This window comes from Natrinema zhouii, from assembly GCF_013456555.2.
GTDB classification, from domain to species: domain Archaea; phylum Halobacteriota; class Halobacteria; order Halobacteriales; family Natrialbaceae; genus Natrinema; species Natrinema zhouii.
Genome location: NZ_CP084883.1, coordinates 405,072 through 420,608 on the forward strand (window position 1 = coordinate 405,072; position 15,537 = coordinate 420,608).

The following is a 15,537-nucleotide window of genomic DNA, read 5'->3' on the forward strand; positions in this document are numbered from 1 at the left end:
CGCCTCTCTACACCGGTTCGGTGACAGCCGCTCATCCGCGACTGGCGGAACCCCTCTCAGGCCCGGATCGCAGTTCCCGGACGCGCACCGGTATCCTCCCCGTCGCGGACGATGGCCGTTCCGTCGACGAACACGTGTTCGATACCGATCGGGTGGCGCTGCGGCTCGTCGAACGTCGCACGGTCGGTGACGACAGCGGGATCGAAGACGACCAGATCGGCGTCGAGTCCGGGCCGGAGCACGCCCTTCGAGTCGAACCCCATCGCTCGAGCGGGCAGCGACGTCATCTTTTGAACGGCTTCCTCGAGCGAGAGCAGGTTCTCCTCGCGGACATACCGAGCGAGTACGCGGGGGAACGACCCGTAGACGCGGGGGTGTGGCCGTGACCCGAACAGGCCGTCCGTGCCGACCGCGACGCGGTCGCTCCCCATGATCGTCCGGACGTCGGACTCGATCAACCCGTGGGCGATCATCGACGCGTCGAGATCCTCCGCCAGCAGCACGTCACAGAGGACGTCGATGGGCGTGCTGTCTCGCTCGCTCGCGATCGTCGCGATGTCCCGACCCTCCTGGTCGTGGAATTCGTCGGACGTGAGATTCGTCACGTCGATCCGGTCCCAACCAGTCTTCCCGCCGACGTTCTCCCAGCCGTCGATTCGCCACTCTTCGATGTCCTTGCGGACCGTCTCGCGCTGTTCGGGATCGGCGAGTATCTCCCGAACCGCGTCAGCGTCGTCCGACTGCACCCACGGAGGCAACAACGACGTCAGCATGCTGCTTCCCGCAGTATAGGGGTACTGGTCAGCGGTCACGTCGACACCGCGTTCGCGGGCGATCTCGACCTGTGCGAGCAGACGATCGGCCTTCCCCCGCTGTTCGCCGCCGGTGAGCTTGAAGTGGGAGATGTGTAGCGGGATCCCGCGTTCGGCACCGATATCGATGAATTCGTCGAGCGCCTCCCAGATCCACCGCCCTTCGCTCCGGATGTGCGCGACGAAGGGACGGCCGTAGGGCTCGAGTTCGGCCGCGAGTCGAGACACTTCTTCGGTACTCGAGTACACCTGTGGCGTATAGACGAGACCCGTCGAGAAGCCGATCGCACCGTCCTCGAGTCCCTCCGCGACGAGCGCCGCCATCTCTTCGAGTTCGCTATCGGTCGGTTCGACATCTTCCATCCCGAGCACCTCGTATCGGACAGTGCCGTGGCCGACGAGCGTCGCGACGTTCGGCGCGATCCCCGCGGCGTCGATCTCGTCTAGGTACTCATCAACGGAGGACCACGTCCACTCGCGCTCGAGTCGACCCGCCAGGCCGCTGAGGTACTCCTGCCACGACTCGATGCGGTCATCGCAGTAGAGCGGTGCCATCGAAAACCCGTCCTGACCGAGGATTTCCGTGGTGATCCCCTGCCGTGTTTTCGGCGCGAGCGCGGGATCGGCGAACAACTCGAGGTCCGAGTGCGAGTGCGCGTCGATAAACCCCGGACAGACGACACTGCCGTCGGCGTCTATCGTCGTCGCCGCGTCGAGTCCGTGATCGGGGGCCCGACAGACGCGGCGTATCGTGCCGTCGGTGACACCGACCGCGCCGCGAAACCAGGGCGCTCCCGTCCCGTCGACGATGCGCGCATTCTCGACGAGCAAGTCGAGGCTCATGACTCATCAGTTCCCGGCCGACACCCTAAATCCACCGACGGATCGCAACGGGTTCGCAGTCCGCTTGGACGTTCGCACCTCGCAGATGCAGTCGCCTGGCAGGTCTCGTCCGCGGATGATCCGTTCCGCGGTCACCCGGTCGCACCCGTCGAGAAAGTCGCTCTCGTTCGCGGCAAATTAATGCACGTCAGGGGTATCGTGAGGTCGCTACTCGAGGATCGATCGGACGTACGCTAAGTCGGCCTCGATGGCCTCGCGGTATGGCCGCTCGTCGGACACGAATTCGACGTTCGCGTAGCCGTCGAACCCGTGCTCGAGGAACGGGTTGAGGATCGCCTCGAGGTCGTAGTACGACTCAGCGAGCGCCGCCCGATCGCGTCCGGTCCGCTCGCGCGTCGTCTGCAGGTGTAACTGGTTCGAGAGCGGAGCGAGGGCCTTCGCCTCGCGCTCGAGTTCCGCCGCAGGAATCGCGAACCCTGGCTGGTAGTTGAGTCCACAATGCTCGTCCCCTATCGCCTCGATCAGGGCTCTCGCACCCTCGAGGCAGTTTGTCACCGTGTTATCGTGCTTCTCGACGGTGACCTCGATTTCGTGGTCGGCCGCCCTGCCGGTCACCCGTCGGAGGTCGGTGACGACCCGCTTCCAGTGTTCATCGTCGCGGTCGTCGTACTCCTGGTTCCCTGCCCAGACACGAATCGTCTCGGTTCCGAGCCGATCCGCGATCGCGAGTTCGTGCTCGAGATCGTCGTCGAAGGCCTCGGTTCCGCACCGCAGGTAGGAGCCGTAGGCGGCGATGTCGATCCCGTGTTCGGCCGCCGCCTCGACGATTCGGGTGCAGACTGGCTCGGAGCCGTCGCCGACGTGGTCTCGTCCCCAGATCTCGACGCCGTCGTACCCGACCTCGCTCGCTAGTTCGACGACCTCCTCGACGGGACGCTCCGTGGCGGAAATGGTACACAGTCCGACGTTCATTCGTCGTCCTCCACGTCGATATTTGTCAGACGAGGCTCACTGTTCCCGCCGCCGTTGACGTTCACCGTTTTGATGAAGTGACTGCTATCATCCCGCCTCGCGTGTCGCAGTTCAGGTGTGTTCTCTCGACCGATCTTGAGCAGTCTGCCGAGTTCCGTGCCGAACCGCCAGCCGCTGAGATAGAGAGATGTGCTTTCTGATCCTGAGTGTGATTTGATACCCTCATGACCGCGAGAGCAACGATCCTCACCAGTGTTCGGGCACGACAGATCTCGGAAGAGCATGTCAGGATACCGTGATGACCACTTCGTGGACTGTTGAGTGACCAGTGTTGTCGGTAGCGGTTAGTGTGACAGTATATTCCCCGGGTTCGTCGTAGCGGTGGTCCGTCCACCATCCCGTCGCAGTCGCGCCATCGCCCAAACCCCACTCTAGGGAGTCGATCCAGCGGTCGCCACCCGAAGTGTCCTGAACGTTGAACCCGACCCGCTCACCCGTTGAGACATCGGTCGCACTCGGTTTTGCACGCGCGATCGGTTCCGCGAGGTCACCGACTGTGACGGTTACCTCATGGGTCGTTGTCTTTCCGTCGTTGGCGGTGGCAATCAGCGAGACCGTATATTCACCTGCTTCGTCGTAGCGGTGGTCCGTCCACCATCCCGTCGCGGTCGTGCCGTCACCTAGATCCCATTCTAAGGAGTCGATCCAGCGATCGGTGTCCGTTACGTCCTTCGCGTCAAACTCCAGGCGTTCGCCGATGGTCGCCTCGGTCGTACTCGCGTCGACTTCCGCGAAAAGGAGCTTCCAGGTACGACGTAGCGGGACGTAGACTTCGTCACCTTCCTCGATATTGTAGTGGTAGCCGCCGTCTGCAAGTTGATCAGGATCGATGAATCGACGAATGAACGTCTGGTCGCCAACGTCAACCGTGACTTGCTCTCGGGCGTTGGAGTTGTCGACGGCGTTGATCAGATATGCACCGCTCTGTGCATAGGTCTCGGTAGAATTGATCCCGGGGAGTTTGCTGTCCTTATTATCAATGTAGAGGTAGTTCGAAGCGCTACCGTCGAAGCGCTTTCGCTCGCTTTCGCTGTTGTTGAGCGCAAGCGTGAGTTCGTTGTCCATGCTCATCTCTTTGGTGAAGCCCTCAACGGTACCGGTGAACCGACCCACCGATTCGTCAATGAGCGTTTCGCCGTTCGCGACGAGATACGTCCCGTCTTGGAGATACGTACGCACAGTCTCACCATCGCGCTCCGAGTAGACCGCGAAGGCACCGGTAAAGGAAAAAGTGTCACCGACGTCGTGTGTGACGTCGTGTCCGGCACCCCGAGCGACGAAGTCCGTCCTTCCGTTCGTCAGAACGACCTTCACCGCGCGTGCGTCTGAGACGTCCGAGTCGTCGCTCGTCACGGGAACAGACTCGATTGACTCGACGAAGCGGCCTTCAACATAGGGTTCGAGAACCGACGTGAACGTCGACTGGATATCTGAACCCGTCCGACGAGCCAGCAGGTACGTCAACTCGTCGGGGTTCTCCGGTCGGTCCGGTGGTTCGCCCGTAGCGAGGGCCGCTTCGTCCAACCCGTTGTTGAGCATGGTCAAGCGAAGGTGGATATCTGCGTCATCGTTGCGCCGGTCGCGGTAGTCCTCGATATCCCAGTCCACGCTGTAGGGAGCCGACGGCTCTTCGTCACGGGAGACATCCCGAAGGTAGTTGAAGCCACTTCCCACGGACTCATTGTAGGATTGAGAAGCGAAGGGGACGTCAGGACCGGCATAGGTTCCGCTCCCCTGGTCGACCAAGTCAAGGCCGGTGGTGGTGACGCCGGTGGACATCGCTCCATGGAAGCTAAAGAGGTGGTCGTCGCCGCCATCGACGTCGAAGAAGTCGACACCGTAGGAGTTTGACTCGTCGACGCGGATCATCGCTGTTGTCCGGCGATACTCGTCGACATCCTCATAGGCATCTGTCGAGTTCGCGTCGAACAGTTTGACCTGCTCGTCGTCGTCGAAATGTTTGGTCCTGGCGACAAGTTGGGGTTCTTGGAACTGGCGATTGACCATCACGGTGTTATGGCTGATAGTCTCAGCTGACCAGTTCTGGGCCTTTGACGTCCCGAGATCTTCCGGATAGCCCAGATCCGGAGCCAAATCGAGTTCGTGGGCCATGATGCCGAGATTTAGAGTGTCGGTATGGGCGTGAGAGGTTCCCGGCCCGTGGGCGTTCTTCCCGAAGTAATGCCAGATGGCTCGTTTCCGGTTCCCGCGTTCCTGTGCGCGGTCTCTGGTCTCCCTATCCGTCTCATCTAAGACATCTAGGTAATAGAGTGCCATCAGATAATCGTCGGAGTCCTCGTTCTTGCCGTCATTGGCGAAGGTGATCATGTGGACACCCTCCGACAGATCGATTTCGACCGAGGTGGTGAAGCGGGACCCACCGTAGAAATCGATGGTCCTGATAGATTCGCCGTCGATCAGGAGTTCGTAGATGCCATATGTTGAGGCTCTGAGCGCCTCCATCTCAAGGAGGTAAGACCCATCCTCATCGACCTCGAACTCGAAGGCCCACTCCTCGCCTGGCGAGTTCGCCTGAAACTGGATTGCCTCCGGGAAGTCCTTGGTCGCCACGGAGCTACTGGCCAAGAGGTCCTTGAACGCGTAGGTTTCTCCGAAGGGAACATTCGTGTAGTTCTCGCCGTCGCGCAACGCAGAGAACCCATAGGCTGGTAACAACGTACTGTCTAAGTCGATGACCCCCTCACTCTCGATGACACTCTCGACCGACGCTGGGAGAGCCTCTGGGTCCGCCGAGAAAACGTCACCCCGCATGCCAGCTGTCGAGTACCCATTCAAAAAGAAGTACGTTTGGGCGAACAGTGAGTCTCCGTAGGCATCGAAGGCACCCCTGATCGATGAGGGATTCAGATTATACCCCGTATAGTTGGTCTCGTCATCGCCGATGTCTGGCGTCAACCCGTCGAGCATGACGAGTTCAATGTTCTGCTTCGAAAATGTGTACAACTTAGGGTAGTTCCAGAGATCGGCACCTTCGTAGGCATCGTACCCGTCTAAGATGTTTGCGAGACTGGTAAACGTGCTCTGGCCGAGCGAGTTGTAGTTGGGCCCTGCCTCTTCCCGGTAACCGTCTCGGTCGACGAGTCTAACCAAATAAGGAATGACGTCCCCGCCGGTCGTCGTCCAGTCGCTCCAGGGATTGCCGTCGTCACCAGTGTACTCGATATCGCCTGGCTGAAAGAGGAATTCGAGGGTCTGTGCCGTGTACCCGTTCGGTTCGTCGAGGATCCGTGCTGAGAGCGCTAACACATCACGTGCACCGCTTCCGACAACGAGGTGGGTGTCTTTCGTCGCTGGCAGTATGTTTCGAAATAGGCCATCTTCGATGTTCTTTCTGACGTACCCTGTCGTGTCCTTGCGTCCCAACTCCGGATACTCCTCGGTCTTGGCATTGAGGAAGTCGATCAACTGCTGATCCTCCTGGCCCGGATAGTAGGCGTCGTAGGCCATGAGGAAGTCCGGTATGATCTGGTCTTCCCAGAGAGAGCCGATGATTTTGCCTGTCCCCCGTCCGCCGTGAATGTTGTGATATTCGGGTGTGGGATAGGCGGCGATATACATCTCGGGGTAGACATCTGCAATTCGATCCAGCAACACCGTACCGGCGCGTGCGTACTTGACATCTCCGGTAAAGAGGTAGGCGTCTGAGAACGACTGGATCATCGTGTGGATGTCTCCCCGCCAGCGGAACCAGTGGTTGTAGAAGGCGACGAAGTGGAGGGTTTCGCCCGCTTCGCCTATTTCACCGTCCTCGTCGACCCAACCTGTACCATCATCGACTCCCCAGTCATCAGGCTTGTCGGGATACTCTTCGTTGACCAAGTACTGGTCGTCGGCCAACTCGGGGTCGAATTCGCCGCTCTCGTCGCGACCGCTCTCGCGGTAAGCCGCGAAGTCGTTGGTCGGAACGATGTACTCATTGTTCGTTTCCATCTTCCAAGGACGGTCGGTGCCGGACGACGATGTTCCGCCCATAAGGTTCCGAACACGCTGGGTACCCGCCTCACGTGGGATGTTCTGGCCACCGACCATGCGCCAGAGGTCGTCTATGGTGTACTGATCTAAGTACTGATCCGCTGCTTGAACAGCTTGGTCGCGTCGCTGTTTTGCCCAGTCGTAGCTATCGATGTTTTGCTGGGCGTTTTTGCGGTCTTCTTCAGTCCACCAAGTCAGTCTCGTCTTCGCGTTTGGACCGTCCGAACTTGCAGCGGCACTATTTCCAGTTCCGAAAGCGAGCGCCGCTCCGACGCCTGTCGCTTTCAAGAAGTCCCGGCGCTCCACGACAGGAAGTGAGAGTGGAACGGTCCGTTCGTCATTTATGGCCCATTCTCCTAGCTGAGAACTGTTGTCTTCTCTATTGACCATTACATGGTGTTGTTAACAATCACCATAATAAACCTTGCCCTGGTACCAGGAACCATCGTCGGTGATGGAGACAGAAGCGGTGATCCCGCTGTACTGGCCAGTGAGCAAGTAGAGTGGCTAGTTTACCGAAATAAGAACAGCTCCCGAGTCTTCAAAAGGTAGAAATGAGAATGTAGAGTAAGCAGACATCATGGGTTGCCCGAGCCAGAAACCGACGAACGAGTGAGATACCGATAGCTATGACGAGGGACACTCCTTCGTCTTTGAGTACGGTGAAGGCGTCGTGAATCTTCTGGAGCCAGTGCAGGGAGAGCGGATACTTGACTAGGCCTGACTGGCCACCTCACAGATCGAATTGCCGAGTCAGGAGCGGATACTGTCGGTCTTAACACCTCCAAAGAGATGGGACTCACAGGCTCAGGGCTATCGCGCCGAGTCGTCGGTACTCCATGTATTCGTCCTATCGTTTCATCGGTAAAGGGAAAGGGGATACAGCAGAACCCTCGCACGTGACGATTACTACCGGAACCGGTTCGGATCGATCCCGTCCCACACGACGTCACGATCGGCAAGTGCAGGGAGCAACTGCGGAACGTCACAGACACCGACGAGACCGTGAACCCGTAACCTGAAATCGATCTCGAACTCGCGGTTCGTGGCGACCTCGTGGAACGAATACGGAAGTTCCTCGAGGCGGATCGAGCGAAACTGCGGTTCCGCTGCGGCAGCGTACAGTGCGTGGAGCGCGCCGGCGCCGATTCCCTCGAGCGCGAACGCGTCGGCGTCCTCGACGCGGTGTGAGAGATACTCGCGTGCGCGGAGAACGTCGTATACCCGCATCCCGAACAGCGAGGTGCCGAGCATGAGCGCGTCGCTGCCGAGTTTGTACTCCGTGCCGTGGTAGTCGAAGTACGTTCCGCCGTTGGCCAGCGGTGTGTTCACGTCCCGTGCCTGAACGGCGCCGACGCCGCGGGGATCGAATGCCATCGCCGCACCGCGCTCACGGGCGAGCGCTGCGATCCGATCTTTGCACTCGTCGAAGTCGTCGGTCCCGTGATCCGGCAACACGACCGTTGGAAGAGACCGCTTCGGTCGCTCGAGCGATCGAGCGAGGATCCCGGCGACGACGATATCGGGTTCGCTATAGAAGAACACCTTCTCCCAGCGAACACCCGCCGCCTCGTCGATGTCCGTCTCGATTCGACGTGGGTGGAGTTCCTGACGGGGTTTCGAAAGAGAAAGTTCATCGATCACCGTCTCGCGAATCGAGTTCGCGTACGCTTCCGTGTCCTCGACCGAAGGTACACGTCCCGCGGCGTCGTATCGATCCTGAACATACGCTCGGTTGCGGTCGACGACGTGCGTTTCGTCGGGGTACTCGCCGTGGACCTGTCCAGCGTCGGTACACAGGAGGTCGGCCTCGTCTTCGACGGGCGGGTCGCCGGTCTCGAACGTCGGATCGACGCCGCGGAGGTGCTCCCGGAACCAGTTGACCATTGCTTCTCGGAGCGGCGGCGTCAGCCCGTGTGTCCGCTCGGCTACCTCGAGATCGACGTTCTCGGACCGGTCGTACAGTTCGTAGACGGATCGCGCCCGTTCGACGCTCTTTCGACTCCCCTCGATACAGAGGAAGTCCGACTGAGCTGAGCCGACGAGTACGGGTTTCGGCGCGAACGACGAGACGAAGTCGTCGTAGTTGAGTCCGCGCTCGATCGCGCGGTAGACAATCTGTTCGCCGTCCTGGGCCTGTCCGGTCTTCATGTACTCCTCACGGGAGGTGACGAAGCAGCACGGCACCGCCGCGTCGAGTCGATCGTCGACCAGCATCAAGAACCCGGTCTGCATGCCGCCCCCTGAGTTCCCAGTGGCGCCGAGACGCGAGTCGTCGACGTCGGATCGTCCCTCCAAGTAGTCGAGCGCGCGGATCATGTCCCAGACGAAATACCGTGCCAGATTCGTCCCCGCGACCGCGCACTGCTGACCGAGGTAGGTGTGCTCGATGACGCTCAAGCGATCGACGTCGCCCGTTTCGGGGTCGTAACTCTGGATCCGCTCACCTTGGCCGATCGGATCGATCGAGAGCGCGACGAACCCGTTTCGAGCGAGTTCGATGCAGGCCCGCTGGTATCCCGCCGCAGCCTTCCCGTTAGCAGTATGTCCACACAGGAAGAGGACGGCCGGAAACGGACCCTCACCCGCCGGTTGGTAGAGGTTTCCCGTCACGTGGAACTCCGGCAGACTCTCGAAGACGACCTTCTCTATCGAGTACCCGTCGCGCTCGAGCGTTCCGGTCGTCCGCGCGTTCAGCGGCGTCCGGTCGTCCGGCAGCCCGCCGAGCCCGTCGAGGAACGCCTCGCGCACGTTCTCGACGTGGCGTTCGTGACCGCCGACCGTCCGGATCGTCTCTTTGTGTGCTCGCTCCGCATCGAAGTGGTCGGTCGCCCGTTTCCGGAGGTAGCGCGGCAACTGGTTCTCGACATCGTAGAACCCATCGAGGTTCTCATCGAACGCGTCCATAATTCCTATGTCAGCACCAACACTATCAACGTTTTGCCGTTCGCCACCATCGTCGGTCGTCCTGCGTGGGTTCTCGAGGCTCGCGATCCGACGCTCGTGGCGGCCACCGATCGATCGCTCGAGGCGTCAGGCCCCGACGGGGCGAGTCTTCTGATGTTATCGAGACTCCGGCGGCAGTTCCCCGGACTCGATCAGCGCTTCCAGTGGGTTATCCTCGAGTTCTAACGGCAGTTCCACGCGGCCGCGGCGGCGAGCTGACTCCCAGATACCGAAAACGATTTCGGTGGCTGCGAGCGCCGTCTCGCCGCTGCTGATTGGCTCTTCGCCGTTCGATAGCGCTCTCACGACGTCCGCCATCGCACTGTCCTGTGCGGGAGCGCCGCCGACACCGACCGTCCGCCACTCGCCCGTCTCGTCGGTTCGAATCCGGTACTCGTCGGCGAGTCGGTACTCGATCTCGCCGTCGGTTCCAACGAATCGATTCGTCTGCGCTCCGACCATGTCCATCGCCGCCCCGGTCGAACAGAGCGCATGAACCCCCGATTCGTACGCCCACGTGCCGAGGCTCTGTGCTTCCACGTGCATGTTCGTGTACCAGACGTGTTCTTCCGGATAGTCGATCTGGCCCAGTACCCACTCGACCGGTTCGTCGTCCAGTACATAGTTCGCGAGGTCGATATGGTGAAGGCCCGTCTGAAGCAGGTCTCGACGCCCGAATTCGATTCGTTCGAGGTCGCCGATAGCCCCATCGTCGATGACCGATTTTATCTCGGCGGCGGTATCGCGACAGCGGTTCTGTAGGTTGATCGTCAACTGGACGCCACAGTCATCGCACACATCGACGAGACGCCGACTCGCCGCGAGCGTCGGTGCCATCGGCTTTTCGCAGTGAATCGCGTGCACGACATCGTGGCCGGCGCAGGTCTCGACCAGGTCGACGTGTGCGGACGGCGGCGTACAGATGCTGACGATGTCGGGCGCGGCAACGTCGAGCATCGTCTCGAGGTCCGTAAAGACATGATCGTTCGGAAGATCGAACGCGTCACCGAAGTCGGCGGCGCGTTCGGGATCGACGTCCGAACACGCGGTCAGCCGACACCCGTCGACGGCTTCATAACTCCGCGCATGGCGGTATCCCATGGAGTACCCCTCGTGACCCGATTTGTCAGGGTGTGGTCCCGTGCCGACGATTCCGACTGTACGATCACTCATAGTGAGTTGCTGTGAAGTTGTCGTGAATCAACCATAATACTGCCGGTGAACGGGGCAAACCCGAGCGTGGGGATCGTGCTCGATACGGCGGCGCGAGCGAGCAGAACTAGCAGCGATTAGTACCGTTGACGGTGACCCACTCGTCGGTTTCCGCCGATTCGTAGGCAGCATCGAGGACGTGAAGCACGTCGAGTGCATCCCCGAGCGTAACCGGCGCCTCGCCATCACTACTGCAGGCGTCGAAGAACGCCTCGACGAACGCCTTCCCCCACGAGCCGCCGTATCCCGTTTCCGGCTCGTACTCGTGCGTGATCGTCCGATGGGGTGTACTGGCCCAGTCACCGCTCGCGTCGTCGAGTTCGAGTGTCGTCTCGCCGTCGAACCCGAACTCCCGCCCCATCGGGTCCCAGCTACTCCGGCCATCGCTTCCGTAAATCTCGAGGTGTGTATCGTAGAGACCCTCGCCCAGGTAGTACCCGCACTGAAGCGTCCCGAGGGTACCGGCTGCAGTCTCCAGCTGGAGTGTCGCCGCGTCTTCGACCTCGACGCCGTCGGTCCCCGCGGTCGTACTGGCGTTAACGCGAGTAATGCGTTCGTCGAGGAGCCAGGCGAACAACTGGAGCCAGTGGATGCCAAGCCACTGCAGAATGCCGCCGCGGCTCGCGTCCTCGTCGAAGAGGAAGTGGGACGTGTCCCGGAAGCGAAGCTGGGACGCGACGTACCGCGCGTCGAACGATCGAACGTCACCGAAGAATCCGTCGTCGATGAGCGTTCGAAGTTCGTCCGTAATCGGATGAAACTGCCACGGATAGGACACGCAGACGGTCGAATCGGACCGATCGGCGCGCGATACTAGGGGTTCGAGTTCGGCGGCGGTACGAGCGGCCGGCTTCTCGGTATACACGTCGACCCCGGCATCGAGTGCTCGTTCGATGGCCGCGGGTGTTTCTCGGTTCGAGAGCGTCACGAACGCGGCGTCGAGCGGCTCCGACGACAACAATTCCTCGAGAGTTCCGTACACCGGCACGTCTCCGAGGGCGGATACCGACGCTGCGTCGAATTCCGGATTCGGCTCGCACGCGCTCGTCACCGTCGCCGATGCCGTCTCGAGCGTGCGCAAGTACGGCTCCGCGTGGTGGTGATCGAGCCCGACGTAGCCGATATTTCGATCCGTCATTGGTTCGAAAACGCTGGCATGACTTCCTCGCCGAACCGTTCGAAGGTCTCGAGCGTCACGTCCTGCGGTTGACCGGGGAACTGACACCGGAGATAGATCTGATCGACGCCGAGATCCTCGTACTCGCGGAGCTGCTCGATGCACTCGTCGGGCGACCCGAGCACGAACTTCTCCTCGAGTGCGTCGTAGTCGACTTCCACCTCGTGTTCGTCCAGGTATGTCTGGCCCCAGCGAGCGTACCACTCGTACAGCTGCAAGAGGTACGGTTCAATGGTCTCGCGTGCCTCCTCGACGGAGTCGGCGACGAAACAGTCGCGCATCAGGACGATGTCGTGCTCGGAACGATCCTCGCCGAACTCCTCGAGAGCATCCTCGTAGACGGTGATCTGCTGTTCGAGATCGTCCGTCGTCGAGGACGCGCTGGCGATCCAGGCGCTCCCGCGGTAGGCGGCTCGCTTGATAGCGATATCGGCGTGGCCACCGATCCAGATCGGGAGGTCGTTTTCTGGCCGCGGACTGACGAACACGTCATCGAACGACCAGCGTTCGCCGTCGTGAGTGACGCTGTCTTCGTTCCAGAGACGTTCGAGAACGGTGATCGATTCGATAAACGCCTTCGCCCGTTCGTCCATCGCGACATCGAACGGTTCGAGTTCTCGCTCCCGATAGCCGATCGCTGCACCGAAGCGCATTCGTCCGCCGGAGAGGCGATCAATCATCGCAACCTGCTCCGCGAGAGAGAGTGGATTACGAAGCATCGGCAACACGGCCATGGTCGCCAAATCAAGTGTCTCCGTTCGTGTGGCGATCGCGGAGAGCGCAGTGATCGGTTCGATGAACCCTTCTTCGTGGACGTGTCGCTCGCCGAGAGCCACACCGTCGAATCCGAGCCGCTCCAGCAGGTCGACCTGTTCGTATAGGTCTGTCACTTCGAACTCACTATCAGGCGTGTAGTATTGATTCAAGAACACTCCGAACTTCACGCCGAATTCACCCCTCTACGGTTCGAACTACGAATCACCATGTTACTGGGTATCCCTAACGAGTCCTTTCGTTATGTAGTTTGTGATGAGGTATCTCCCCTCATGTCGACTGGCTCAGTGGGAACTACGTCGTGACCGACTGCGACTGTACGTTTGAACGCATCAAACGCATTATCGATAGTATCCGATCCGGGAGAAGAGTGCTTCTCGTTACCCTCGAACGACGGTTATACGGTAGAACTGTGTTTCACACTGCAAAACGAAACAGCGTTCGCTCGAGAGTCGTCCGCTCCCACTGTCTATTGCGAGAACCGTTGCAAGCAACCGACACCGTCCGGGGTTTCATTACAACGCTACGAATGTAAGACTATCGCTCACGGAGCACCGGTACCGTCGCGAGCGTTCGAGCTCGAGGATCAGTGGTTTGGGAGGGGGAAACGAAGGTCAACAGGATCTGGTATCTACTTCGATCGCCGTTCAGTGGTCCGTAGGTGAGGCGAATTCGGCGTATTGAGTGGCTCTCTGTCCATTGAGCCAGTGTGACAAGAACAGAAGTTCCCGTCCGTCGTGGGTGTGAAACTGAGTGCGGTGTCTCATAACGAACATCCACGGCTACCGTCGTCGGGTTTTACCGCGTTATCTCTCTAACGAGATCAGCTACCCAAAACTATAATGCTTGGCATCTGTGAACACTGTTTGTAGTGACTATGGGACACAACAAGTTATCCGAAAGTCTGCGAAGCGTCGCCTTCACGACGACTACGCCGTTCAACGACGACTGTGACCGGATCCGACACGAGAAACTCGAAGCCAATATCAAAGCGATATATGATGAAGGCGCACGCGTTTTCATCCCGTGTGGAAATACGGGCGAATACTATTCGCTGTCACAGAAGGAACGGATCGACGTCGTCCGCTCGACGGTCAACGCTGTCCCCGACGATGCCACGGTTGTCGGCGGGGCCGGTGGGAGCACTGAGAACGCGATCGAGCTGCTCGAAGCGTACGAGGATATCGGCGCGGACGCGGCAATGATAATGTACCCTCGGCACACGTACGTCCACGAACAGGGGCTGATCGACTATTATCAAACACTCGCAGACGCAACTGATCTCGGCATCGTCATCTACAAACGCGGTCCACTTCTCAGCGAGGCTGTCCTCGATACCGTTACAGCATTCGAAAACGTCGTGGCCGTTAAGTACGCCGTCAACGACGTAAAGGAGTTCTCGCGATTGACCGAAACCATCTCGGCGGATATCGTATGGCTCAACGGCGTCGCCGAACGGTACGCCCTCTCCTATGCTCTCGAAGGCGCAGACGGATTCACGACGGGCATCGGCAACTTCATTCCACGGCCGGTTCTGGCGCTATCGCGCGCCTTGTCGGCCGATGACTGGTCTCGGGCAAAAGAGATTCGAGACGCGCTCCGACCGTACGAAGCGTTCCGCGAGGAAGCCGGGGGCGGGGCGGCATTTGCATCGGCGAAAAACGTCCCGGTCGTAAAACGGGGGATGGATCTTCAGGGACTGTACGGCGGCCCCGTCCGCGTCCCCCTCGTCGAACTCTCGAACGACGACCGGAACCGCGTCGAACGGTACCTCGAGCGAATCAAAGATATCGACTATCGGACTGCGTCCAGCACGTGACACCCGGCAGTATCAACTGTCTCTCGAGAAGTGGAACTTGGCAAGATACGTGAGCAGTACAGTACTGACCACTGAACTCTCGTTTGACGGAACGCGGCGCGCGAACTCGAGCGGTTCGACGAGTGGGCGACCGGCGACTGCGGTCGCGACGATTAGATTGGGATTATCCCGATAACGTCGATCGAGAGCCCACCTTCGGGGAGCTCGACGAACGAGTATTCCGGGAGTACGCCGTCACCTCACAGGCGACAGCGGGCCAAGCAGAATACCGTATAAACCTATAACCGCTATATCTCTGCGTGGTGCGGCTGGTTGTCATTGAGAGTTACCTTGAGGTTCACTGTGGCCGACGGGCGAGTACAATGACGCCGCTTCCTGAGGACGACGGCCGCAAGCCTGGTGACCAGCAGGCCTGAACACGTTTGACCAGCGGACGCTTGCGACGCTCGTACGGGGCGAGTCCGCCGACCGACAAATCGAGGCTATAGACGACCGACGTGACGGGTACGCTCGCGACCGCTTATCGGCTCTCGATGAGGACGTTCGGCCGCCGTCGATTATGACCGATGGGGCGCGTTCGATTCTTCAACGGCTCTCGGATGACGCAGATATCGATATCGACCGTCCGAAACACGATTATCTCGCACCCCACGGCGATCGGCGTAGGATGGGCGAGGTCCTCGTCCGAGCATTCGGGTACACGGTCGCAGCCCGATATCTCGATAACTCTAAAGAGATGGCGAGATGGAGTCGAATACTGAATGCTATCAGCTGACCCGGTGTCTCTTTCGCTCCGCAAACTCAAATCGATCCAGTCGCTACATCCGCTGAAGCGGTCAACCGTTGGCACAGAGCACCGCAAAATCGTACTACCTCACTTTTCACGCTCGACGAAGCAGCACCGTTGAAGCCGGAAAGGCTCTCACTAC

8 protein-coding genes and 2 pseudogenes are annotated in these 15,537 nt (G+C 59.9%); 2 read left to right on the top strand and 8 right to left on the bottom strand.

Translation table 11 applies throughout. From position 1 onward, the window contains the following. Positions 1-56 precede the first annotated feature (56 nt). The 8 genes and pseudogenes from HYG81_RS42150 to HYG81_RS42190 all read right to left on the bottom strand — a co-directional run bounded on the left by HYG81_RS42150 (position 57) and on the right by HYG81_RS42190 (position 12,959). Entirely contained in the window at positions 57-1,655 is a 1,599-nt protein-coding gene (locus HYG81_RS42150) for an N-acyl-D-amino-acid deacylase family protein (protein ID WP_226778141.1), read from the bottom strand. 207 nt (positions 1,656-1,862) lie between these two features. Next, a complete protein-coding gene (locus tag HYG81_RS42155) occupies positions 1,863-2,627 on the bottom strand; it encodes a sugar phosphate isomerase/epimerase family protein (RefSeq protein WP_226778142.1) in 765 nt (254 codons plus the stop codon). Between the two features lie 285 nt (positions 2,628-2,912). Next, positions 2,913-6,638 carry a PKD domain-containing protein gene (locus HYG81_RS42160; RefSeq protein ID WP_226778400.1) on the bottom strand — a complete coding sequence of 1,242 codons (3,726 nt, stop codon included), beginning with the start codon at positions 6,636-6,638 and terminating at the stop codon, positions 2,913-2,915. Between the two features lie 288 nt (positions 6,639-6,926). Further along, positions 6,927-7,070: pseudogene (locus tag HYG81_RS45930) on the bottom strand (twin-arginine translocation signal domain-containing protein); the annotation flags it as partial. A gap of 519 nt (positions 7,071-7,589) precedes the next feature. Further along, positions 7,590-9,587: an alpha/beta hydrolase family protein gene (locus tag HYG81_RS42175; protein WP_226778143.1), complete on the bottom strand. Its 1,998-nt coding sequence runs from the start codon at positions 9,585-9,587 to the stop codon at positions 7,590-7,592. Between the two features lie 156 nt (positions 9,588-9,743). Next, the gene (locus HYG81_RS42180) at positions 9,744-10,799 is read right to left on the bottom strand and encodes a Gfo/Idh/MocA family protein (protein WP_226778144.1); all 1,056 of its coding nucleotides are present in this window, start codon (positions 10,797-10,799) and stop codon (positions 9,744-9,746) included. Positions 10,800-10,905: 106 nt separating this feature from the next. After that, positions 10,906-11,976 carry a Gfo/Idh/MocA family protein gene (locus tag HYG81_RS42185; RefSeq protein WP_226778145.1) on the bottom strand — a complete coding sequence of 357 codons (1,071 nt, stop codon included), beginning with the start codon at positions 11,974-11,976 and terminating at the stop codon, positions 10,906-10,908. Then, positions 11,973-12,959 carry an LLM class flavin-dependent oxidoreductase gene (locus tag HYG81_RS42190; protein ID WP_226778146.1) on the bottom strand — a complete coding sequence of 329 codons (987 nt, stop codon included), beginning with the start codon at positions 12,957-12,959 and terminating at the stop codon, positions 11,973-11,975. Before HYG81_RS42190 ends, HYG81_RS42185 begins: the two co-directional genes overlap by 4 nt. A 707-nt stretch (positions 12,960-13,666) precedes the next feature. On the opposite strand from HYG81_RS42190, the gene HYG81_RS42195 reads away from it, so the two are divergent. Both HYG81_RS42195 and HYG81_RS42200 read left to right on the top strand, forming a co-directional pair. Then, positions 13,667-14,608: a dihydrodipicolinate synthase family protein gene (locus HYG81_RS42195; protein ID WP_226778401.1), complete on the top strand. Its 942-nt coding sequence runs from the start codon at positions 13,667-13,669 to the stop codon at positions 14,606-14,608. 87 nt (positions 14,609-14,695) lie between these two features. Further along, a pseudogene (locus HYG81_RS42200) lies at positions 14,696-15,353 on the top strand (hypothetical protein); the annotation flags it as partial. Between the last annotated feature and the right edge of the window lie 184 nt (positions 15,354-15,537).

Coding starts and splice junctions, on each gene's coding strand:
- HYG81_RS42150 (WP_226778141.1), bottom strand. CDS start 1,655: ATGAGCCTCGACTTGCTCGTCGAGAATGCGCGCATCGTCGACGGGACG.
- HYG81_RS42155 (WP_226778142.1), bottom strand. CDS start 2,627: ATGAACGTCGGACTGTGTACCATTTCCGCCACGGAGCGTCCCGTCGAG.
- HYG81_RS42160 (WP_226778400.1), bottom strand. CDS start 6,638: ATGGAAACGAACAATGAGTACATCGTTCCGACCAACGACTTCGCGGCT.
- HYG81_RS42175 (WP_226778143.1), bottom strand. CDS start 9,587: ATGGACGCGTTCGATGAGAACCTCGATGGGTTCTACGATGTCGAGAAC.
- HYG81_RS42180 (WP_226778144.1), bottom strand. CDS start 10,799: ATGAGTGATCGTACAGTCGGAATCGTCGGCACGGGACCACACCCTGAC.
- HYG81_RS42185 (WP_226778145.1), bottom strand. CDS start 11,976: ATGACGGATCGAAATATCGGCTACGTCGGGCTCGATCACCACCACGCG.
- HYG81_RS42195 (WP_226778401.1), top strand. CDS start 13,667: ATGGGACACAACAAGTTATCCGAAAGTCTGCGAAGCGTCGCCTTCACG.